The sequence below is a fragment of the Romboutsia sp. D33t1_170424_H2 genome, from assembly GCF_015669105.1.
Lineage (GTDB): Bacteria > Bacillota > Clostridia > Peptostreptococcales > Peptostreptococcaceae > Romboutsia_C > Romboutsia_C hominis.
Window position 1 is genome coordinate 1 of the sequence record NZ_JADOZQ010000013.1, and the last position, 23,896, is coordinate 23,896.

Below are 23,896 nucleotides of genomic sequence, written 5' to 3' on the forward strand. Positions count from 1 at the left end.
ATATAAATATTCTTCGCTTTCTCTTATACTCCTTCTTTTTTATAAAAATTTGTCATATAAAGTTTGAAAATAGACTTTTTTGAAAATTTTCTATAAATAAGAAAGAGGCTAATCTTTAATTAAGATAGCCTCTTTCTTATTTATAGTATACCTTTTTCTATTTCTTCTTTAACTTTTCCCATTTCTTCAGGAGGTAATTTTTCTATAGTTATACCAGTAGCTGCGTATATTAAAGATATTATAGGATTTATTAAGTTTAAAAATGCAAATGGTAAATAAGCAAATGGGTGAATTCCTAAAGTTACCCACATATAAGCCCCACATGTATTCCATGGGATAAGTGGTGATGTTAGTGTTCCACTATCTTCTAGTGCCCTTGATAAATTTTTTGGATGATATCCTCTTTTTCTAAATTCATTTTTATACATTCTTCCTGGTAAAACTATTGATAGATATTGGTCTCCAGTCGCTAAATTTACTCCTATACAAGATACTATAGTAGCTAAAACTAATCCAAAAGAACCTTTTGCAAATCTCAAAAGTGCACTTGATAGTGCCTCTAGCATTCCCGTTTTTTCAAGTAATCCTCCTAAACTAAGTGCACATAATATAAGTGAAACTGTCCACATCATAGAATCAAGACCACCACGACTTAATAGTGCATCAACATCAGCTACTCCTGTTTCTGATACATATCCATAATGAGCAGCTCCTACTATATCAGTTAAATTAGATCCTTGACAGAAATATGCAAATATTCCACCTAGTAGTGTTCCTATTAATAATCCTGGTATCGCTGGTACTTTACATATGACAAGTATTATTACTAAAATAGGTGGGATAAATAGTATCGGTGATAAAGTATTATATGAATCACTAAGTGTACTTCTTATAAGTTCAATATTTGCCATATCAAGTTCTTTGCCTGCATATTTCATACCTATTATTCCATAAAGTATAAGTGCTATTATAAGTGCTGGTCCAGTAGTGTATATCATATGTTTTATATGTTCAAATAGCTCTGATCCTGCCATTGCTGGTGCTAAGTTTGTAGTATCCGAAAGTGGTGACATTTTATCTCCAAAGTATGCCCCAGATATTATAGCTCCTGCTACAAGTGGAGCTGGCATTCCAAGGCCTTGCCCGATACCAATAAGTGCAATACCAACAGTTCCTGCTGTAGTCCAAGATGATCCAGTAGCAAGTGATACTATTGCACATATTATTGTAGTTGCTGGTAGGAATATTGCTGGTGATAATATTTCAAGCCCCCAATAAATCATTGATGGTACTGTTCCACTTAGTATCCATGTTCCTATAAGTGTACCTACTATCATAAGTATAAGTATCGCCTGCATTGCCATCTTTATAGTTTCAAGTATTGTTACTTCTAACTCTTTCCAGCTAAACCCTAGCCTAAATATTCCAACACAACCTACCACAAGTGAACCTATTATAAGTGGTATATGTGGATCCGCATCGAGTTTTATCAGTGAATATGCTAATACTATAACTAAAAGTATTAATGGTATTATAGATTCTATAAGAGTTGCCTTTCTCTGGGTTTTTGGTTTTGCTTTCAAAATATTCCCCCCTTATTTTTATATTTTATTAATCTATATTAAATTTTCTGAAAATTATACCAATTCTTTAGTTATTTTTAATATATTCATGTATAATAAACTCTATAAATTCTATATTTATAACTTTTATAATATTTAACTTAATAATTCATATTTTTATCTATTTCCTTTGTTTATCTTTAGGAACTACACAAGTTCCAGTAGCTTTACATACAACTATAGGTCTTAGTAATACCTCTCCTGCTGAATCGCTTATATCTGATGCTGATTGTATAACCTTTCTCGCTTCAAAATTCATTTTTCTAGATGTGGTTCCAAAAGATATTAATTCTCCACTAACCTCAATATAGTCTCCTGCATATACAGGTGCTAAAAACTCTATATTGTCATAAGATCTAAATAAGCCTTCATCTCCATCATGCTTTATAAGTATTTCTGTGGCCGCATCTTTAAATAATTTAAGTATCTTTGAACTATCTACTACATTTTTGCCATAGTTAGCATCATTTGTCCCTATCCTAACTCTTATTAAAGACTTCATTTACTTGTCCCCTTCCTTAATTTAATTTTTAACCTTTACTAAATACTATGAAATAGACTTAGATATATATTACATAAACAACTATATATTAATTTGTAAAAAATACTACTTTTGTAACATGTAAAAAAGCACTAAAAATCATAATTATAATTTTTAGTGCTTTTTTACATGTTGATTAACTTATTATTAGTGTCTTATTTTTTATATTCATTATCAGTTTTAGTTTCTTTTTCTGTAGAAATCATTTGCACATAAACTTTAACTCCATCTTCTTTAGTTCTAGCTTTAAACCAGTTTTCTATAGTAGGTATACTTTTGCTTAAGGTTTCATCATTTGTATATAGTATAAGTACCGGTACTTCTTTTGAACTATTAGTATCACTAGTTACATATCCTAAATATACTTCTTTTATCTGAGGATAAATAACTTTTATTTCTTTTGATATTTCTTGCACATTTGTATCTTCTTTTATATCACCTGTCTTATTAGATACATTATTATCCTTTATAAATATATTACTTTGATTTTTTATATCAGATATATACTTTTCTATATCAGATATGCTTCCTTCATCTTGCTTTATTATTAAATCCATATCTTTAAATCCATAATTATGTAAATTTTTTTCTAAAATTTTAAATTCATTTCTTGATATTTTTTCTCCAATTAATGCTAAAGTTATAGTGTTATTTTTTGTATTTATGTTTTTTTCTATTACATATTGATCTTTTAATTCTGTATTAATAAAAGCATCTAAATTACTTTCATCTATTGTTTCTTGTATCATATTAAGTGCAGAAAATACGCTAGGTATCATAACTATTACAGCTGTAATTAATATAATTCTTTTTACCCTATGTTGTTTTTCATCATCTAAATTAGTTCTAGCTGGTAAATTTAATGCTTTTGTAACTATAAAAGTTGACGTTATTATAAAAAAGCAATTAATAAAAAATAAATATCCTGCACCAAGAAATATATGATAATTTTTAGTAGCAAGTCCATATCCTGCTGTACAAAGTGGTGGCATAAGTGCAGTAGCTATAGCAACTCCCGGTATTACGTTACTAATTTTATTACGAGTTAGTCCAACCATTCCTGCTATACCACCAACAAAAGCTATTATAACGTCCCATATAGTTGGACTAGTCCTTGCTAATATTTCACTACCTGCTGTTGTTATTGGTGTTATTGAAAAATATAATGTAGATGTTATTATACTTATAAAAACTGATATTGTTAGTATTTTAAAAGCTTCTTTTAATAACTTTAAATTATAAGTACCTACACCATAGCCTATACCTATAATAGAACCCATAAGTGGTGATATAAGCATAGCACCTATTATTACTGCAGTAGAGTTCATATTAAGTCCAACAGATGCTATTATTATTGCACATATTAGTATTATAAAGTTTGCACCGTGTACATTCATTCCTTCTAATATGTTTTCATGTATCTCCTCATTGGTGGCTTGGTTTCTAGTAAATTCATATATAAAATTTTCTTTACTAAATTTCATAAATTTCCTCCTGAGCTATATAATGTCCTATTTAATATATTTAAATTTACTATATTATGGTACAATTTGCAAGTAATTAGATTTCTAATCTATATTATATATATTATTTATAATTTTATTGCCTTCGTAGCTATATAAGTATCTATATATTTTCCTAATATATCATCTTCTATCTTATCTTCATAAAATCCACCTATTACAAAACCTGCTTCAATTTGACCTCCTATTTGACTATAAAGTGTATGCCCAAACTCTAAAGGTTCTTTATTTTTTATAAATTCTTCTAGTTTTTCTTTTGGCAGTTGCTTTATATCTGAATAAGGTATAGTGTTTGCTACTGCTAAATTACCTTTTTCCCATTCACATAAGTCGAATATATATACTATAGGATTTGTAAATCCAGCTATTAGCACACCACCCTTTTTAAGTACTCTGTAGCACTCTTTCCAAGTCTTTTCTATATTATCTATAAATGTGTTTGATACTGGATGAAATATAAAATCAAAGCTTTCATCCTCAAATCTTGATAAATCTCTCATATCACCTTGTTCTAAATCTATTTTAAGATTATCCCTTTTACTTACAAGCTCATCTTTTAATAGCTGTTCTTTGCTATTATCAAATACGGTTACATTTGACCCTAGTGCAGAAAAAATTGGTCCTTGTTGTCCTCCACCACATGCTAGGCAAAGTACCTTTTTATCCTTTATGTTCCCTATCCACTCTTTGGGTACTAATTTTGTTGGTGTTAATAATAGTTTATACTCTCCATTTCTTGCTTTATCTACATCTTCACTACTTACAGGCATTGTCCACTTATTTCCTTTTTTAACCTCATTATCCCAAGCATTACTATTATATTTTAATATATCCATATATCTCCCTCCTCTATTATAATTACTAACAATTCCTATAATTTTTCTCATCAAATTTTTTAAATTTATACAATTAAATATAAATACCATATTTTAACTAAAAAAGGATATCTCTTTTAATTCTTAAAACTTTTAGAGATATCCTTCGTCTACTAAATATATTTATCCAAATAAACTAAGAAGTATTCCTGCCGCTACTGCTGAACCTATAACTCCAGCAACATTTGGTCCCATCGCATACATAAGTATGAAATTGCCTGGATTTTCTTCTTGTGCTACTTTATGAGCAACCCTTGCAGCCATAGGAACTGCTGATACTCCTGCGGCTCCTATAAGTGGATTTACTTTATCTTTGCTAAATTTATTCATTAATTTTGCAAATAATACACCTGATCCAGTTCCTATACTAAATGCTATTATACCAAGTACAAATATTTTTATAGTTTGCATGCTTAAAAATATTTCTGCCTCTGCTGATGCTCCAACTGCTAATCCTAAAAATATAGTTATCATATTCATTAAAGCATTACTTGCAGTATCTGATAATCTATCTGTAACCATACACTCTTTAAGTAAATTTCCAAACATAAGAAGTCCTATCAATGTAGCTGCTGATGGCAATAATAGTGATACTACTATTGTTACTGCTATTGGAAATATTATTTTTGTTTTTTTAGACACCAACTTTGATTGTGTCATAACTATACTTCTTTCTTCTTTAGTTGTTAAAGCTTTCATAATAGGTGGTTGAATAATTGGTACTAGTGCCATATAAGAATATGCAGCAACTGCTATAGGTGCTAATAAGTGAGGTGCTAACTTTGTCGTTAAGTATATTGCAGTAGGTCCATCAGCTCCACCAATTATTCCTATTGATGATGCTTCAAGGCCAGTAAACCCTAAAAGTAATGCTCCTATAAATGTAAAGAATATCCCAAATTGAGCTGATGCTCCTAGTAACATGGTTTTAGGATTTGCTATTAATGGCCCAAAGTCTGTGCATGCTCCTACACCTAGAAATATTAGTGGTGGAAATATTCCAAGCTTTGCACCTTGATATAAATAATGTAAAAGTCCTCCTGGTGATTTAGTATTTATAGTTCCATTTATAGCTTCATTTGTTAATTCTAAATTACTAATTGATGATATTGGCCCATTCATAACACCTGCCAACGGAAGGTTTGTAAGTAACATACCAAAAGCTATGGGTACTAATAATAATGGTTCAAATTCTTTTGCTATTGCTAAATATAATAAAATACAAGCAATAAAAATCATAATTATTTGTTGCCATGATATATTAACAATCCCCATAGATGAAATAAAATTATTTATAACTTCTATCACGGGTAAGTCCCCCTTTTTCTATTCTAGGAAATTGTAATTTTCCCTATTCTGATAAGTTTGATTTTACGTACTATAAAAACTCTCCTCTATCTTAATCTTTTGCTCAAATTATATGTAATATAAAGTATTTGTAGTTTTATTATAATCTAAAGTACTATTTTATAGATAAAAGTATATCTCCAACACTTACAGATGCTCCTTTTGAAACATTAACAGATGTAACTGTTCCGTCAGAATCTGCCATTATTTCATTTTCCATTTTCATAGCTTCAAGTATTAATAAAACTTGACCTTTTTTTACACTATCTCCTTCTTTGACTTTAACATCGCATATAGTTCCTGGCATTGGAGCATTTACTTGACCAGAACTATTTGAGGCTTTAGGTGATGATTGAGCTTTATTTTGTACTTTAGATGCTTTATCTATTTGGTGTGTACTTTGTGCTTGTGGTACTTTTGAAATATGACTCGCTACGCTACTTAGTTCTTCTACTTCTACTTCATATGTATTTCCATTAACTGTTATATTATATTTTTTTATCATTATTAAACTCCCCCTGCTACTTTATTTAGTAGTACTTTTAGTCATTCTTTCCCAATTTGTTTTTGAGTTATTAGTTCTAGATATTTTTCTTACTATTATATTATTTGTACTATTTCTAGTTGAAGCTGCTATTGCTGCAGTTATTACGGATACTAATTCTTCTATACTTTCATCTTTTTTAAATTCATTACTTTCTGTCATAGTTTCTTTCTCAGTACTATCCTTAAGCTTAGCTTGTGATTTTTCACTTTGAAGTAACTTTATTATAGCTGTTATAACTAATAAAATTATAAAAACTACACTCATAGACAGTAATGCTACACTAACACCTGCTAATAATGTTTCTCCTATTGGTAATGTTATTGTAGGATCTTTTAAACTTTCTAATAATTGACTAATATTCATATATTACCACCTTCCTATAAAGGTATATTTCCATGTTTTTTAGGCGGTCTTTCTTCTCTTTTAGATGATAATGTATCAAGTGCATCAGCTATTCTTACTCTTGAGTATGCAGGTTCTATTACATCATCTAAATATCCTCTTTCCGCTGCTTTGTATGGAGTTGCAAACTCATCACTATATTCATTTATCTTAACTTCTCTCATTTCTTTAGGATTTTGGGCATTTTTTATATCATTTTTAAATATTATATTTGCTGCACCACTTGGTCCCATAACTGCAACTTCAGCACTTGGCCAAGCAAGTACCATATCTGCTCCCAGATCTTTTGAACACATAGCAAGATATGAACCACCATAAGCTTTTCTAGTTATTAAAGTTATTTTTGGTACTGTAGCTTCACTATATGCATAAAGCATTTTTGCACCATGTCTTATTATCCCTCCATACTCTTGAGATGTTCCTGGTAAAAATCCTGGTACATCTACTAATGTAATTATCGGAATATTAAAAGCATCGCAAGTTCTTATAAACCTTGCACTTTTATCTGATGCATTTATATCAAGTGATCCTGCCATAATTTTAGGTTGATTTGCAATTATACCAATACTTTCTCCGTTTACTCTTGCAAATCCAGTTATCATATTTTGTGCAAAATATGGTTGGACTTCATAGAAATCACACTCATCTACTATTTCATATATTATTTCTTTCATATCATATGGCTTATTGGCATCATCTGGAATTATGCTGTTTAATATATCATTTTTTCTATTGGCATCATCTATTGTATCTATTATTGGAGCTTTCTCTGAGTTGTTTGATGGTAAAAAACTAAGCAGTTTTCTTATTTGTTGTATACAGTCCTCATCGTTATTTGCTATAAAGTGAGCTACTCCAGAAGTAGTATTATGAGTAGATGCTCCACCTAAACTTTCAGCACTAACTTCTTCACCTGTTACTGTTTTTATAACCTGTGGCCCTGTTATAAACATTTGACTAGTTTTATCTACCATATATATAAAATCTGTCAGTGCCGGTGAATATACTGCACCTCCTGCACAAGGACCCATAATTGCAGATATTTGTGGTACTACCCCCGATGCTATTGTGTTTTTATAAAATATCTCTCCGTATCCAGCTAATGCATCAACGCCTTCTTGTATTCTAGCTCCTCCTGAATCGTTAAGCCCTACTACTGGAGCTCCAACCTTAAGTGCCATATCCATAACTTTGCCTATTTTTTTAGCATGCATCTCACCTAAAGACCCACCAAGTACTGTAAAATCTTGTGCAAATGCACAAACTAATCTTCCCTCAACTTTACCATATCCGCATATTACACCTTCACCTGGCACTTCTTGTTTTTCCATACCAAAATTTGAACATCTATGTTTTACAAATGCATCTAATTCAACAAAAGTATTTTCATCAAATAATAAATTTAATCTTTCTCTTGCAGTTAATTTTCCTGATGCATGTTGTTTATCTATTCTCTTTTGCCCACCTCCTAGTTCTATCTTACTTCTTTTTTCATAAAGTAGATTTAACTTTTCTTGTGACACAAAACCACCCCCAAAACTTTAGTTAATGTATTAAATGGTAAAGCAAATTTTATTTTCTTTCGCTTAGCTCAAGTAACACTCCATCAGTTCCTTTTGGATGACAGAAAGCTATTTTTGCATTTCCTGCTCCATATCTCGGTACTTCATCTATCATTTTATACCCTTTAGCTTTAACTTCTTCTATTGCTTTTTCTATATTATCTACTCTTATTGCTACGTGTTGTATTCCACCACGTCCATTATTTTTAGCTATAAATTTAGCTATAGGTCCATCTTCAGTAGTTGATTCTAGTAATTCAAGTTCAGTATCTCCAACTGGTAAAAATGCTACTCTGACTTTTTGTTCATTTACAATTTCTGTACCTTCACAATTTATTCCTAATACATCTTCATAAAATTTTAAACTTTCTTCTAAGTTATTTACAGCTATCCCCACATGGTCTACTTTTAATATTTCCATAGTTTCCTCCTAATCATTAATTATCTTTTCAACTAATATATCGCTAAGCGAATATATATCTATTTCCTTAGTTATAGTTTTATCTAAAAGCTCATTGACTTCGTTTGTATATTCTAGTTCTTTAACGAGCTTTGAAATCTTTCTTTGTACTAATTCTTTTACTTCTAATTTGTTTCGCTCAAATCTTTTTTTAGTTAGTTCCCCACTACTTTCTAAATAGTTTTTATGCTTTATTATATTTTTAAAAGTAGTATCTATACCTTCTCCAGTTTCTGCTACACATAAGTTTACCGGTGGTCTAAATTTCCAATCTTTTTTAAAATCAAGCATCATTTCTATTTCTAAAGCTGTTTTTTTCGCTCCATCCTTATCAGCCTTATTTATAACAAATACATCTCCAATTTCCATAACACCAGCTTTTATTGCTTGTATATCGTCTCCAAGACCTGGAACCATAATCATAAGTGTAGTGTCAGAATTTTTTACTATATCGATTTCTGATTGCCCAACTCCTACAGTTTCTATAAATATAAAGTCACACCCATAAGCATCAAGTATTTTTACAGCAGATTGTGTTGCATTTGATAGACCACCTAGGCTACCCCTTGTCCCCATAGACCTTATAAATACACCTTTGTCTAAACTTAAATCATTCATTCTTATTCTATCTCCAAGTATTGCTCCTTTTGTAAAAGGGCTTGTTGGGTCTATTGCAATTATACCGACTTTGTTTCCTCTACTTCTTATGTGTTTTACTAACTTATCTGTCATTGTAGATTTTCCTGCACCGGGAGGGCCTGTTATTCCCACTATATAGGCCCTTCCAGTATATTTATATATTTCTTTTAAGTACTTTTCATATCCATTTATTTCATTTTCTACAATAGTAATAAGCCTAGCACAATCCCTTTTTTTACCTTCTATAACTTTTTTTACTATATCACTCATAATTTCACCTTTATTATAATTCTCTTTTGAGATTTTCTTTTATAAACTCTATAGTAACTGTTGTTGGAGTTCCTGGTGTAAAAATTTGTGCTATACCTTTTTCTTTTAAAAAAGGTATATCTTCTTCTGGAATAACGCCTCCACCTATTACCAAAATATCGTCTGCCTCTTCAGATCTTAATAATTCTACGACCTTTGGTAATAAATGATTATGTGCACCAGATAGTATGCTCATAGCTACAACATCTACATCTTCCTGGATTGCAGCTTGAACTATTTGATATGGAGTTTGACGAAGGCCTGTGTATATAACTTCCATCCCTGCATCTCTTAGTGCTCTAGCTATTACTTTAGCTCCCCTGTCATGTCCATCTAAGCCTGGTTTTGCAACTAATACTCTTATTGGTCTCATTTGTATTCCTCCTTAAATCACTATATCATTACCGTTTGTTTATATTCACCAAATTCAGCTCTCATAACTTTGCATATTTCCCCTAATGTGGCATAACTTTCTACTGCATCTAGTATATATGGCATTATATTTTCATTGGAGTTACAAGCTTTTCTTAAAGCTTCTAAGTTTTTTTGTACTTTTTCATTATCTCTACTCTCTTTTAATTTTCTTATCTTTTCTTTTTGTCTTTCACCAACCATAGGATCAACCTTGAGAAGTCCCTTTGGAGCTTCTTCTTCTATCTGGAATTTATTTACTCCAACTATTATTCTTTCATTATTTTCTATTTCTTTTTGATATCTATATGCACTATTCATTATTTCTTGTTGAATAAATCCTTTTTCTATGGCTTGTGGTGCTCCTCCTAAGTTGTCTATTTTATTTATTAATTCTAAAGCCTTTTGTTCTATATTATTAGTTAAGCTTTCTACATAATAAGAACCAGCTAGTGGGTCTATGCTATCTGCTACTCCACTTTCATTTGCCACTATTTGTTGCGTTCTAAGTGCTACTCTTACTGAATCTTCTGTTGGTAGAGCTAATGCCTCATCTTTTGAATTAGTATGAAGTGATTGTGTTCCTCCAAGAACTGCTGCTAATGTTTGAATTGCTACTCTTACTATATTATTTTCTGGTTGTTGTGCAGTTAGTGTACAACCTGCCGTTTGGGTGTGAAATTTAAGCGACCATGATTTTGGATTTTGTGCATTAAATCTTTCTTTCATTATTTTTGCCCATAATCTCCTTGCTGCCCTAAACTTTGCAACCTCTTCTAATAAATTATTATGTGCATTAAAGAAAAATGATAATCTTGGCGCAAAATCATCAACATTAAGTCCTGCTTCTATAGCAGAATTAACATAAGCTATACCATCAGCTAAAGTAAATGCTACTTCCTGAACTGCATTTGCTCCAGCTTCTCTTATATGATACCCTGATATACTTATAGTGTTCCATTTTGGTACCTCTTTTGAACAATACTCAAATATATCAGTTATTAGCCTCATAGAAGGCTTTACAGGGAATATATAAGTTCCTCTTGCTACATATTCTTTTAATATGTCGTTTTGAATAGTTCCTCTTAACTTATCAGCACTTACACCTTGCTTTTTGGCTACTGCTATATACATTGCAAGAAGAACTGATGCTGGTGCATTTATAGTCATCGATGTTGATACTTTATCTAGTGGTATTGAGTCAAATAATATTTCCATATCAGCTAATGAATCTATACAAACTCCAACTTTGCCTACTTCACCTTCAGATATATCATCATCTGAGTCATATCCCATTTGAGTTGGTAAATCAAATGCTACTGAAAGTCCCATAGAACCTTGTTCTATTAAATATTTGTATCTTTTGTTTGATTCTTCAGCAGTTGCAAATCCAGCATACATTCTCATAGTCCAAAACTTACTTCTATACATTGTAGGTTGAACACCTCTTGTAAATGGATATTGCCCTGGATAACCTAAATCTTTTTCATAGTCCATATTTACATCAATTGGTGTATATAGTCTTTTTACTTCTTCTCCTGTATCAAATGTAAATATTTCTTTTCTTTCTGAAAATTTACTTAGACTCTTATTAACCTTATTTTCTTCCCATTTTTTTAAGTTTACTTGTATCTCATCTTTGTTATTTGTCATAAGCTTCCCCCCCTATACCTAATTAATAAAATTAAAATATTTTAATATTTTATTAAACTTTTAATTTATTTTGATAGTGAAATTCCTCTTTCAAAAGCTTTTTCATTTAATTCTTCTGTTCCTTTTGGAACTCTACTTAACATAGATTTTTTTACTTGTTCTGTATCTATTTCTGGTATCATATTGCATATTACTCCAAGTGCTACCATATTAGCTACCATTTCTTTTTTTAATTCATACTTGCTTGTATATATAATAGGTAATTTTAATACCTTAATTTTATCATCATTAATTATATCTTTCTCATCAATAGAAGAATCTAAAATTATAATTCCATTATTTTTTACTGTGTGATAATATTCATCAAATGCCTTTTGTGTTAAACATAATAGCATGTCAGCTTTTCTTACCTTTGGAAAATTTATCTCTTCATCACTTACTATTACTTCAGCCTTACTAGCTCCCCCTCTAGCTTCAGGCCCATATGATTGGGTTTGTACTGCATTTAGATTTGAAAGTATAGAGCCTTCTGCAAGTATAACACCTGCTAGAATAAGTCCTTGACCACCAGAACCACTAAGCCTAACTTCTTTTCTCATAATATAATCTCCTTATACTTACTTGAATTTATTTAAAATTTTTTCATATTCCTCAGTATACTCTGGCATAACACTATCTTTAAATACTCCATAAAATGATTTATTCTCTAATTTTTCTTTGGGTAATTTATCTTTAATAGATACATCTAAATAATTTTCTTTTAATAAATTCATTAAGGATACTGCTGACCCTTTCTTATTTTTTCTTCCATAGTATGTTGGACACAAACTCATTCCTTCTATTAAAGAAAATCCTTTATGATTTATTCCTTTTTTAATATAATCTATCATTTGCTTTGCATGATATGCTGTAGCCCTTGCAACAAATGTAGCTCCTGCTCCTATTGCTAGCTCACATATATCAAAAGGTCTGTCAATATTTCCATATGGTGCTGTTGTGGATAAATCATTAGTGTTAGTAGTTGGAGAGTATTGACCGCCTGTCATTCCGTATATATTATTATTAAATACTATTGCTGTTATATCTATATTTCTTCTACAAGCATGTATTAAATGATTTCCTCCTATTGCACTACAGTCACCATCACCAGTTATAACTACAACATGCATATTAGGACTTGCAAATTTTACACCTGTTGCAAATGGCAATGCTCTACCGTGAGTAGTATGAAGTGTATTAAAGTTTAAATATCCAGATGCCCTTGATGAACATCCAATACCAGATACTATACAAACATTTTCCTTAATAAGACCTAACTCTTCTATAGCTACAGCTATAGATCTCATTAATATCCCATGACCACATCCAGGACACCATATATGTGGCAGTCTATCCATTCTAAAATTATTTTCTATGACTGTACTAGGCATCTTTTTACCTCCAATATTTTATCTACAATTTCTTCTGGAGTTATAATATCTCCATTATATTTGTTGATTCCATAAATATTACAGTCTTTTGAACTTACCCTTTCTACTTCTAACCTTATTTGTCCACTATTTAATTCAGGTACATATATATTTTGAACTTGCTTACTTATTTCTCTCATCTTTTCTTCAGGAAATGGCCATACCGTCTTTATACTTAAAAGTCCAGCTTTTATGCCTTCTTCTCTTAGTATATTTACTGCATCTTTGCTACATCTACTCATACATCCAAAAGTAACTATAAGTTCTTCACAATCTTTTGTTTTATATTCCTCATATATTAATATGTCATCTAAGTTACATTCTATCTTTCTCATAAGTCTATCCATTAATATTTTTGTTTTCTCTATGCTGTTAGTTGGAAACCCTACGTCATCATGCATAAGTCCTGTTACATGATATTTATAACCATCTGTAAAATTTGCCATAGGAGGTACCAAGCAATTTGAATCATAAGCCTTATAGTCTTTTTTAGATGCTGTAACTTTTATTCTATCTATTACTTCTAATTCATTTATTTCTGGTATTTCTACCTTTTCTCTCATATGTCCTATAACTTCATCTAAAAGTAATATAACTGGGGTACGGTATTTTTCTGAAAAGTTAAATGCTTTTACTGTCATATCAAATGTGTCTTTAACGCTTATTGGAGATAATACTATTATTGGATGGTCACCATGAGTTCCCCACTTAGCTTGCATTAAATCACCTTGCGCTGGAGATGTTGGAAGCCCTGTACTTGGACCACATCTTTGAACATTAACAATAACACATGGTACTTCAGCTAAACATGCATACCCTATATTTTCTTGCTTTAGAGAAAAACCTGGTCCACTAGTAGCTGTCATTGATTTTAGTCCTGCAATTGATCCTCCTATAGTTGCAGCCATAGATGCTATTTCATCTTCCATTTGAATAAACTTACCTCCTACTCTTGGAAGCATAAACGATGAAATTTCTGCTATTTCAGTAGATGGTGTTATAGGGTATCCTGCAAAAAATTTCATACCTACATAAAGTGCCCCATGTACACAAGCTTCATTTCCTTGTAATAACTTTACTTTCCTAGACATATTCTCACCTCTTTAATCCTCAGAAGTTTGTGCTATATATATAGCATAATCTGGGCATCTAAGTTCACATAATCCACAAAAAATACAATCTTTTTCTTTTTGTATTTGTACCTTACTATTTTCTAGTTTTAATACATCTTTCGGACAAAATTCCACACAGATTCCACAACTTTTGCACCACTTTTCGTTTAGCACAAGTTTCTTGCCAGGCAATATTCTCCCTCCCCTTATAGTCTTAATGTTTAAAGATATTAAATATATATTTCTAATTATCTTTTATAGTTTCTAATATTTTTAACTCTCACTCTATTCCTATATATTCTTTTGGATTGCTGTATATTCTTTTATCTCGAATAAATATGAAGTAATTCAAAAGAATACCATCTTAACTTTTACTAAAATAATAATACATAATATAAGGCAAAAATTTTAAATATATTTATAGCAAGTTTTTATTTTTATAAAATTAATTAACTTATGTTTTCTATATACTTAGAATAAAAAAAATACCATCAACATAAATTTATGCTAATGGTATTTTTATATGATTAAACTTATACTATTTATTTTCTAATTCATTAACTCTTTTCTCTAAATTAGAAATTTTACTATTTATTAATACTGTCTTTTCTTTATATTTTTTTATAAATTTATATATAGCAATAGGAATTAATATCCATATTAATATATTAAATACTTGGAAAAAAATTCATATGTAATAGACATAAACTCCTCCCGTACTATTTCCAATTTTTAACCGATTCTTCGTAATAATTTATAAGTTTAGGATGAGATAAAGTATTAGTATCAATACTTTCAATATCGATAACTTCATCCTGTGCAAAATTGAACATACTCTCAATAGAACCCTTGTTTAAATACTTGGTACTTACATTAACCTTAATATCATCCAAATTCAACTCTTGTTTTGAAGAAAGATTAAATCCCCATTCTCCAAAAGATGGCACTTGCACATGATATGGATATACATTAAAATCCTCAGATTTTAAAGTTTTATTTATACTCCAAAATGCTTTTCTAGCATAATATGGGCTAGTGGATTGAACGGTCATTACTCCATTTTGAGTTAATGCATTTTTACATAGTCTATAAAATATATTAGTATATAATTTATTTAAACTATCATTGTTAGGGTCTGGCAAATCAACTATTATAACATCATAAACCTCTTTAGTATTTTCTAAAAATTCAAAAGCATCTTCATATACCAAATTTACTTTTTCACTAGATAAAGAGTTTTTATTAATCTCAGTTATAAGTGGGTTTGTTTTGCACAAATCTACCATCTCTTTATCTATGTCAACTAAAGTAATATTTTTAATATCATCATACTTTAATAACTCACGAACTGCAAGTCCATCTCCTCCGCCTAGTATCAATACATTTTCATGATTTTTAACTATTCCCATAGGTATATGAACTAATGCTTCATGATATCTATATTCATCTTTAGATGAAAACTGTATGTTCCCATTTAAATATAACCTTAAATCATCCTTGTGTCTTGTCATAACAATCTTTTGATACTGCGTTTGATTTGATAATACAACTCTATCACGATATAGTGAATTTTCAATACTTTGAGATATATTTTCAGAATATAATACTCCTAAAAACATAAATACTAATGATATATATGAGACTATCTTAAACGTTTCAATATTTTTTATATAACTTTTATAATTATGAATTATAACTATAGCTATTACTATGTTTATCGTTCCCACTAAAAAAGATGTAGCAAAATACCCTAAAGTAGGAAGTAAAAATAATGGGAATAAAAGTGAGCCGATAAGTCCTCCTATATAATCAAAGCTAAATACATTTGATAAAGTTACTCTTAAATTATCACAATTTTCCTCTATAATTCTTGTAAGTATAGGAATTTCAAGTCCTACTAAAGTTCCTATTAGAACTATCTGTATATACATAATAAATTCACTAGAAGCTATATATACATTGGATAAAAATAGTATTAATGAAGATATTCCTCCTAGTATACCGACAGCTATTTCAACAAATACAAAAAAGTCAAATAGGTTCTTTTTAACATATTTTGAAATATGAGAACCTACTCCCATAGCACACATATAAAGCCCTATTGTTATAGAAAACTGCTTTATACTATCTCCTAATAAGTATGAGCCTACAGCACTTATTAAAAGTTCATAGACTATCGAACAGCCTGATATTATAAGTGTTGTAAGCATTAAAATCTTGTAATTAAATTTATTATTTACCATTACTGTATAGCACCACTAATTAGTATAGCAAGACCTATAAATATTCCTGAAACCATAAGTCCTGCTGCACTATTTCCATTTCCAATTTCTTCATTTAGGTTATATTTTTTATTAAATACTAACATTGATAAGTAACCTAATATACAAAGTACTATTCCAAGTACAAAGTATATAACTGTTGAAGTTAAATCTTGTAGTATTGTTGTATTTGTATTTTGATTAACTGGAGATGCTATAACACTTCTTAAAAGTATTCCTACTGCTATTGATGATGCTGCACTTATATATCCTACTGCTTTATTTCCTCTTTTTATTTCTGTTGGAAAGTGACAAGGTATAGCCAAGTCTACTAAAAAATTTCCAACTAACATAAGTATAAAACCTATTACTGAATAGATTATCGTTCCTAAAATACCTTCCATATATTCCTCCTATTATTTACCACTACTAAGTCCACCACCAGATGATGTTCTTGAAAATACACTACCTCTTTTAACACTTTGATTTGAAGTTTGTAGTTCTCTGTATTTATTATTAAAATCTTGAGAGACTATGTTTCCTTTATAAGTATTAAATGGAGATATTCTTCTTTTGTATTTGCTGTAGTCATTTCTATATCCAAATGTATAATAAAAATCTCTATAATATACATTTGATGAAGAGTGACTTGTATTATATAGATCATTGTTGCTAACATACATATATTCTCTAGGACATACTTGTATATATGTCTTATCATCCATCCCTATATAAACTACAGCATATTCATCCTTTGTAAGTATAGCCACACTATACTCATCATCACTACTTTGAACTTCTTCTATTAAAGTTGTTGCTTTATCTATTATATCTTTTGCTGATTCATCCATGGACATAGATGTATAATATACATCTGCTTTTAGTTTACTATCAGCATCTGAAGTTATAGATGTGTAATAAGTATATTTTGATGAGTTATTTTTAAGGTAGTTTTGTATAAAATTTTTATCACTTATAAACATATATACTATTAATATAATTATAGGTATTGAAAGTAATAAAGCATATTTTAGATATTGCACTTTTTTCTGTTCTTTTTTAGGATTGTTTTCTTCTATGTAATCATCTTGTAGTATTTCTATATTATCTACTTCAATGCTTTCACAATAGGTAACTTCATCCTCCCAAATTTCTACTGAAAATATTTTTTTAGATTCTTTATGTTCATATTCTTTAAATACTACTTTTTCATATAAATCTACATCTGCTTTATAAAAGTTTGTAACTTCTGCTTTTAAGTCTTCTTTTAATTTGTATCCCGACTTGTATAATGTGTTTTCTGATTTTTGATGGGTTTCTTTAAATAAATATAAATAATCATAACTTATTCCAACACTTAACCATAATACGCTATTATTATCGCTTAAAATTTCGTATTCTATAAAAGTTGAACCTTCTTCATCTTTGTATACTATATAAGAAATTATTTTATATACATTAGATTTTATTTTTATCCTTTGCCCTATTTCTAATTGCCTAAAACTAGCATTAACCATAATCCCCCCTATTTTACATATTTTACCATATATTTATTATATCATATAAAAATTTCATTTTTTAAGATTTGTATACAAATTTCTCTTTATATATCCATATTTGTTATTTAAGTTTTTTAATGTTAGATGCACTTTAAAATATCCCATATAAGCAAAACTTATATGGGATATTTTAATCATAATTATTATATATTTTACATTAACTATTTCTACTTCTTTTTTGTCTATGTATATTCTCACATAATAAACTTTCATCTAGTCCACCTCTATAATGGGCTATTATAGTTTCTAAATCTATATTAGTTTCTTCTATAATTATTTTAACCTCATATATAGTTGGATTTTCAAACATTTGAAGTATTTCTAATTCCTCTTTAGTCAATTTTAGACCTTCTTTCTTCAATAATTATATATATATTTATACTTTTAATAACTATTATTTATGTATTATTCTTATCTGTAATTATACTCCTATATATTAATTTAAAACACTTTTATTTTTTATTTCTAATTTAAATAGTAGTTAACATAATAAGATTATGGTAATAAATTATTATTATTAATTTTTATATAATTAAATATTAATAATAATATAAATTTACGAGCGAATTTATATGATAATCATGTATTAAAAATTTAAGTATTTTATATCTACTAGAAATATACCTTTTATATTTTTATATTTCTTCAATACTATACTTATGTCTACCTAGATTCCATTTGATTCTTGTGATTCTTCATTTTGTACTAGTGGTGTGCATTCTATGGGGTTGTATCAACAATTGCATTCATATTTTCCTATATCCTTTAAAATACCATCTATAAATTTGTCTTTATTCACTGCTATAGATAAATATTTTCTTTTACTAATGTTTGCCATAATTCTTTTAATTCACTTTACCATACGTTTTACTTAAATTAAGGCATACTTGTAGGTCTAGTATTATCCATTATTTATCCTTTGGCTGGTAATCTTATATGCTATATCATTATTTGTATATTTAAGTAGTAGTATAACTAATTTTTTAGTTGTTTATTTTATAATTAATTTTATCTATTCCACTTCCGATTGCTATGTATATAAGATTAACTCCTTAAGAATATTGGCCCTGTTACTTGACAAAAATAATAAAAATATACATAATAGTACTATAAAGTATCAATAAGTACTAATCAGTACTATTAGTTTCTAAGAGGTGATTTATGAGTAGTAAACAAGAAGTTATTATGCAAGTGGCTCAAAAATGTTTTAATAAACAAGGATTAAAATATACATCAATAGATGATATTGTAAAAGAATGTAAGATATCTAAATCTACATTTTATAAGTATTTTGCGACTAAGGAAGATTTAGTTTGGGAAATGTTAATCTATTCTAATAAAAAATTTTCCAATGCATCTATATTGATAGACACAGATGATACAAAAACACCACATGAAAAATTAAAAGAAAAAATAAAACTTGTATCTGATTATCTTAAATATAACTATTCTTTTAATTCACACATTCTAGGAGAATTTTCAGAAATTAAGGGTAATTCTTTAATAGAGATAAGAAATAACTTAAGATCTAATATAATAAACTGTTATAAGACCCCTTTAATATTAATTTATGGTGAAGAAATAACTCCTTTTATATGGGAGTTATTATTTGTTATAGATAGCTTAATTCATGAATTTAATCTTGTAATGAAAATGAATAAAAGAAATATTAGTGAAGAATATATTTTTGAATTTATAACTAGACAAATAGATTTAAATATAAAAAATCTAAGATACAACAAAAGTATTATAAATGAAAATATATTTTACTCTATAGATGAAATTGGTGAAAGCAATTATAAAGATTCTCTAAAAGATGTTTTTTTAAATGTAGTATATTCTATAAAAGAATGTATTAAATTAAATGAAAACGAAAAACTATCTGAAGCAATTACAAAAATAGAAGAAGAATTTAATTTAGGTAATTATAATTCATTGACTATGCATGCTATGATAGCATACTTAGAAAAGCAAGATTCTCTAAAAGAATATGCAGCTAAATTAAATAGATTGATATCTAAGTTAGGAGATGAAATAATAAATGGAGAATAAAAGATTAAGGAATTTAATAGTTTCAGTGCTAATGCTAGGTTCATTTTTAACAGGGCTTAATCAAACTGTACTAACTTCAGCACTACCTAGTATAATGCATGATTTTTCTGTAAATGCAGATACAGCTCAATGGCTAACATCAATTTATATGCTTGTTTTAGGTATTATGATACCCTCAACTGCATATTTAATAAGTAATTTCTCAACTAAAAAGCTATATATTAGTGCTATGTTGCTATTTTCTATTGGATGTATAATATCTATATTTACAAAAAACTTTTCATTGCTAGTTGTGTCTAGAGTCTTTCAAGCGATGGCTTCCGGAATAATAATGCAATTAGTTCAAGTTGCAATGCTAAACCTATACCCTAAGGAAGAAAGAGGAGCTGCCATGGGTATGTATGGTTTTGTTGTTGGTGTTGCTCCAGCAATAGGACCAACATTAGCTGGGTATGTAATAGATAACTTTGGATGGAGAGTTTTATTTTATGTTCTAGCTTTTATTGCAGTATTAGATATGATATTTGCACACTTTACATTAAAAAATATTACAGAAATTAAAAAATCTAAACTTGAATTCATATCACTAATATTATCAACTTTCGGGTTTGGAGGATTATTAACAGGAGTTTCTAATGTTGGATCATATGGAATATTAAATCCTATAACATATGTACCAATAGTAATTGGAATTATATCACTTATATTATTTACAATAAGACAATACAAGGTTGATGTACCACTTTTAAACCTTAGAGTATTTAAAAGTAAACAGTTTGTAGTATCAGTTATATTGCTAATGATTACTTATGGAGCATTTACATCTGCAACTATGATATTATCTTTATATATACAATCAGCAAGAAAAATGTCCGCAATGATACCAGGATTAATGATGCTTCCAGGTTCAATACTTATGTCTATATTAAGTCCAGTATCAGGACGTATGCTTGATAAATATGGAGCAAGAATCCCAGTTTTATCAGGATTTTTATGTTTGGGAATAGGTACATTTGCATTTTCAAACTTAAGTGAAACAACGTCTATTTTAACATTAACTATTATGTATTCGTTTAGAATGCTCGGAATAACATTTTTATTAATGCCAGTTACAACTTGGGGACTTAATTCACTTAAACAATCTGAACTGGCAGATGGTAGTGCTATAAGCTCTACACTTAGACAAGTTTCTGGGGCAATAGGCGCATCTATGCTTATATCTATAATGACACATGTATCAAATAGTAGTTTAAATACGTCTCAAGTTCTTGCTGATATAAAAGGAATGGATGCTGCATTTAGAATTGCTACTATATTAGTAGTAATCGGATTAATAATTGCAATAATATATGTAAAAGATAATAAGAAAAAATCTAAAAAAACATGTAACGATAATCTGGCCTTAGAATAAATTATATAATTTACCCCTTAAATTAGTATATTTATTAACAGTTATAATAAAATATAAAAACTTAAATAATAAAAAGATGGCATCATATTTCACAATGCCATCTTCTTTATTTTTTTAAGTTTTTTATTTCTTCTATAGTAAGTCCAGTTTTTTGTGCTATCACTTCAATAGGTAATACATCTAATAATTCCTTTGCTATTTCTATAGCCTTTTCTTTTTTTCCTTGTTCTATCTTCTTTTTCTCAAATTCTAAATCTTCTATAGATTTGTTAATTTCTTCAGATTTATCATAATTAAAATAATTTCTATCTTCTAAATCAATAAATTCTATATTATCTAAATCTAAAGATACTTTTTCTTTCTTTTCGATTTTTCTTCCAATTTCATTATTTAACTTTCCTATTTTGTTACAGCAAGTCATTTTGACAAAGTATGTTTTGTTCCATTTAAAAAGAGGTATGAAGAAAAACATAAAATACCAATATGATATATATACTTCTACATGTCCATACTTTCCACAGCATTTACATATAGTAAATTCATCAAAGTCTAGTTTTTTCTCTTCTTGACTTATACCCATTATAAAAAACATTTGTTTCCTCCAATAGTCTTTCTAATATTTAGTAATATTATATCAAATTAATTACCTTTAAAGTACTAATTCTATTTTTATTGTTGGCTAATTTGTGAAACCTTATGAATCTCTACTTTTTCATTTTTCCTTAAGTTTTTATAATATGTCCTAAATAAAGAAGAAACTACTATAACACCAAGGGCTATAGAACCACTTGCAAATAAAACATTAGCTCCTGTAGTGAATGATTCTTGGAAATTTCCTTCTATAACATAATACATTGTATTATATAATCCAAGACCTGGAATTAAAGTTATTATTCCTGGAACTACAAATAATATAGTAGGTTTTTTCATCTTTCTTGCTAATATTTCACATAATAATGCTGCAATTGACGCTGCTATAAAGTTTGCACTCATCATATCAAAATTGATTCTCATTAAAAATATATATATAGTCCATGATATCATTCCTATAGAACCAGATATGTATAGTGTTTTTTTAGGTGCATTTAAAAATACTGCAAAACCAACTGCTGCTAAGTATGAAAATATTATATGTATATACATTGGCATCCAAATCATTATAATAATCCTCCCCATTTTACATATATATTCATTGACACACCAACACCAACTGCAATAGCTGTGGCAATAACTCCTGCATCAATTGCTCTTCCTACTCCTGACATTAACTCCCCTGATACTAAATCCCTTATAGCTTTTATAAAAGGTACTCCTGGTAAAAGTGGCATTATAGATCCTACTATTAACATCTTTGGTGTATCTAATATACCAAGTTCTACAAGACCTATTCCACAAAATCCTATAATTATAGATGAAACTAGTGTTGCAAAAACAGGTATATTTGTTATTTTTTTTACCTTATTATAAGTAATCATAGCTATTACCGATGTTATAAGAGTTAGCATAAATGTTATTACGTTATCTCCTCCAACTAATACTGCAAAACTAGAAGAACCTATTGCAGTCCATATATTTATCTCACTTTGTGTATGCGGTGATTTATCTTCTAAGTTTTTTAATTCTGCTATTGCATCATCTATTGACATATCTATATCGTTAACAAATTTTCTTGAAAACTCATTTAGTAAGTCAATTTTATTTAAATTTATACACCTATTTTCTATTACTTTCATAAATGTATATCCATCAAATCTATCATCAGAAACTATAATGGTATTGGGTGCCATAAACACATTTATATGAGAAAATCCTCTAGATTTGCAAATCCGTTTTACAGTATCGTCTACTCTATAAGTTTCTGCTCCATTACTAAGCATTAATTGCCCTATAAATGTGGCTAATCTCAAGACATCCTTTTTGTATTTATAATTAATACTTTCTGCCATAGTTGACCCCCTCATTTACATATTATTTTTATTAGAAATTAATTATATCACTTCTATTTAGATATATAAAGCAAAATTTTTATACTTTAAAATCATTAATACTTTTAATTATTATAGATAATTAAATCCGTGAAATTGTATTTAAGAATGTTTCGTTTCTCTTAATAACTTATTGTTATAAAAAAAGATAGTGCC

General features: G+C 28.8%; 25 protein-coding genes. 2 read left to right on the forward strand and 23 right to left on the reverse strand.

Annotation, left to right across the window (positions count from 1 at the left end):
• Window positions 1-140: 140 nt before the first annotated feature.
• The 20 genes from nhaC to I4U66_RS12160 all read right to left on the reverse strand — a co-directional run bounded on the left by nhaC (window position 141) and on the right by I4U66_RS12160 (window position 18,632).
• Window positions 141-1,583, reverse strand: a complete 1,443-nt coding sequence (gene nhaC, locus I4U66_RS12065; protein WP_092925681.1) for a Na+/H+ antiporter NhaC — start codon at window positions 1,581-1,583, stop codon at window positions 141-143.
• Window positions 1,584-1,743: 160 nt separating this feature from the next.
• The gene (locus I4U66_RS12070) at window positions 1,744-2,124 is read right to left on the reverse strand and encodes a hotdog domain-containing protein (protein WP_092925679.1); all 381 of its coding nucleotides are present in this window, start codon (window positions 2,122-2,124) and stop codon (window positions 1,744-1,746) included.
• 194 nt (window positions 2,125-2,318) lie between these two features.
• Entirely contained in the window at window positions 2,319-3,647 is a 1,329-nt protein-coding gene (locus tag I4U66_RS12075) for a DUF389 domain-containing protein (RefSeq protein WP_092925677.1), read from the reverse strand.
• A 107-nt stretch (window positions 3,648-3,754) separates the two neighbouring features.
• Entirely contained in the window at window positions 3,755-4,522 is a 768-nt protein-coding gene (locus I4U66_RS12080) for a class I SAM-dependent methyltransferase (protein WP_195929009.1), read from the reverse strand.
• A 162-nt stretch (window positions 4,523-4,684) separates the two neighbouring features.
• The gene (locus tag I4U66_RS12085; protein ID WP_092925673.1) at window positions 4,685-5,869 is read right to left on the reverse strand and encodes a sodium ion-translocating decarboxylase subunit beta; all 1,185 of its coding nucleotides are present in this window, start codon (window positions 5,867-5,869) and stop codon (window positions 4,685-4,687) included.
• A 154-nt stretch (window positions 5,870-6,023) separates the two neighbouring features.
• Window positions 6,024-6,413, reverse strand: coding sequence for a biotin/lipoyl-containing protein (locus tag I4U66_RS12090; RefSeq protein WP_207733558.1), 390 nt, complete (start codon window positions 6,411-6,413; stop codon window positions 6,024-6,026).
• Between the two features lie 21 nt (window positions 6,414-6,434).
• On the reverse strand, window positions 6,435-6,818 hold the full coding sequence (locus I4U66_RS12095; protein WP_092925671.1) for an OadG family protein: 384 nt from the start codon (window positions 6,816-6,818) through the stop codon (window positions 6,435-6,437).
• A 14-nt stretch (window positions 6,819-6,832) separates the two neighbouring features.
• On the reverse strand, window positions 6,833-8,380 hold the full coding sequence (gene mmdA, locus I4U66_RS12100; RefSeq protein ID WP_195581130.1) for a methylmalonyl-CoA decarboxylase subunit alpha: 1,548 nt from the start codon (window positions 8,378-8,380) through the stop codon (window positions 6,833-6,835).
• Between the two features lie 49 nt (window positions 8,381-8,429).
• The gene (gene mce, locus I4U66_RS12105; protein ID WP_092925667.1) at window positions 8,430-8,840 is read right to left on the reverse strand and encodes a methylmalonyl-CoA epimerase; all 411 of its coding nucleotides are present in this window, start codon (window positions 8,838-8,840) and stop codon (window positions 8,430-8,432) included.
• Between the two features lie 9 nt (window positions 8,841-8,849).
• Window positions 8,850-9,788 carry a methylmalonyl Co-A mutase-associated GTPase MeaB gene (gene meaB / locus I4U66_RS12110; RefSeq protein ID WP_092925665.1) on the reverse strand — a complete coding sequence of 313 codons (939 nt, stop codon included), beginning with the start codon at window positions 9,786-9,788 and terminating at the stop codon, window positions 8,850-8,852.
• A 13-nt stretch (window positions 9,789-9,801) separates the two neighbouring features.
• Entirely contained in the window at window positions 9,802-10,200 is a 399-nt protein-coding gene (locus tag I4U66_RS12115) for a cobalamin B12-binding domain-containing protein (RefSeq protein WP_092925663.1), read from the reverse strand.
• A gap of 20 nt (window positions 10,201-10,220) precedes the next feature.
• Window positions 10,221-11,891 carry an acyl-CoA mutase large subunit family protein gene (locus tag I4U66_RS12120; RefSeq protein ID WP_092925661.1) on the reverse strand — a complete coding sequence of 557 codons (1,671 nt, stop codon included), beginning with the start codon at window positions 11,889-11,891 and terminating at the stop codon, window positions 10,221-10,223.
• A gap of 65 nt (window positions 11,892-11,956) precedes the next feature.
• Window positions 11,957-12,490 (reverse strand): 2-oxoacid:acceptor oxidoreductase family protein, encoded by a 534-nt coding sequence (locus I4U66_RS12125; protein WP_092925659.1) that lies wholly within the window; start codon window positions 12,488-12,490, stop codon window positions 11,957-11,959.
• Window positions 12,491-12,508: 18 nt separating this feature from the next.
• On the reverse strand, window positions 12,509-13,321 hold the full coding sequence (locus I4U66_RS12130; protein ID WP_092925657.1) for a 2-oxoacid:ferredoxin oxidoreductase subunit beta: 813 nt from the start codon (window positions 13,319-13,321) through the stop codon (window positions 12,509-12,511).
• Window positions 13,303-14,451, reverse strand: coding sequence for a 2-oxoacid:acceptor oxidoreductase subunit alpha (locus I4U66_RS12135; RefSeq protein ID WP_195929011.1), 1,149 nt, complete (start codon window positions 14,449-14,451; stop codon window positions 13,303-13,305). Before I4U66_RS12135 ends, I4U66_RS12130 begins: the two co-directional genes overlap by 19 nt.
• 12 nt (window positions 14,452-14,463) lie before the next feature.
• On the reverse strand, window positions 14,464-14,664 hold the full coding sequence (locus I4U66_RS12140) for a 4Fe-4S dicluster domain-containing protein (protein WP_207733559.1): 201 nt from the start codon (window positions 14,662-14,664) through the stop codon (window positions 14,464-14,466).
• Window positions 14,665-15,191: 527 nt separating this feature from the next.
• A complete protein-coding gene (locus I4U66_RS12145; RefSeq protein ID WP_092925651.1) occupies window positions 15,192-16,715 on the reverse strand; it encodes a polyamine aminopropyltransferase in 1,524 nt (507 codons plus the stop codon).
• Window positions 16,715-17,137: a DUF350 domain-containing protein gene (locus tag I4U66_RS12150; RefSeq protein WP_092925649.1), complete on the reverse strand. Its 423-nt coding sequence runs from the start codon at window positions 17,135-17,137 to the stop codon at window positions 16,715-16,717. Before I4U66_RS12150 ends, I4U66_RS12145 begins: the two co-directional genes overlap by 1 nt.
• 12 nt (window positions 17,138-17,149) lie before the next feature.
• A complete protein-coding gene (locus I4U66_RS12155; RefSeq protein WP_092925647.1) occupies window positions 17,150-18,250 on the reverse strand; it encodes a DUF4178 domain-containing protein in 1,101 nt (366 codons plus the stop codon).
• 199 nt (window positions 18,251-18,449) lie between these two features.
• Window positions 18,450-18,632: a hypothetical protein gene (locus I4U66_RS12160; RefSeq protein ID WP_195581132.1), complete on the reverse strand. Its 183-nt coding sequence runs from the start codon at window positions 18,630-18,632 to the stop codon at window positions 18,450-18,452.
• An 821-nt stretch (window positions 18,633-19,453) separates the two neighbouring features.
• Here I4U66_RS12160 and I4U66_RS12165 point away from each other — a divergent pair.
• Window positions 19,454-20,344: a TetR/AcrR family transcriptional regulator gene (locus tag I4U66_RS12165; protein ID WP_092925641.1), complete on the forward strand. Its 891-nt coding sequence runs from the start codon at window positions 19,454-19,456 to the stop codon at window positions 20,342-20,344.
• Window positions 20,334-21,755, forward strand: a complete 1,422-nt coding sequence (locus I4U66_RS12170; RefSeq protein WP_092925639.1) for an MDR family MFS transporter — start codon at window positions 20,334-20,336, stop codon at window positions 21,753-21,755. Before I4U66_RS12165 ends, I4U66_RS12170 begins: the two co-directional genes overlap by 11 nt.
• 106 nt (window positions 21,756-21,861) lie before the next feature.
• On the opposite strand, the gene I4U66_RS12175 is transcribed toward I4U66_RS12170, so the two are convergent.
• The 3 genes from I4U66_RS12175 to I4U66_RS12185 form a co-directional block, all read right to left on the reverse strand.
• On the reverse strand, window positions 21,862-22,347 hold the full coding sequence (locus I4U66_RS12175; protein ID WP_092925637.1) for a zinc ribbon domain-containing protein: 486 nt from the start codon (window positions 22,345-22,347) through the stop codon (window positions 21,862-21,864).
• A gap of 77 nt (window positions 22,348-22,424) precedes the next feature.
• Window positions 22,425-22,913, reverse strand: a complete 489-nt coding sequence (locus I4U66_RS12180; RefSeq protein ID WP_176698676.1) for a threonine/serine exporter family protein — start codon at window positions 22,911-22,913, stop codon at window positions 22,425-22,427.
• The gene (locus I4U66_RS12185) at window positions 22,913-23,701 is read right to left on the reverse strand and encodes a threonine/serine exporter family protein (RefSeq protein ID WP_092925633.1); all 789 of its coding nucleotides are present in this window, start codon (window positions 23,699-23,701) and stop codon (window positions 22,913-22,915) included. Before I4U66_RS12185 ends, I4U66_RS12180 begins: the two co-directional genes overlap by 1 nt.
• Between the last annotated feature and the right edge of the window lie 195 nt (window positions 23,702-23,896).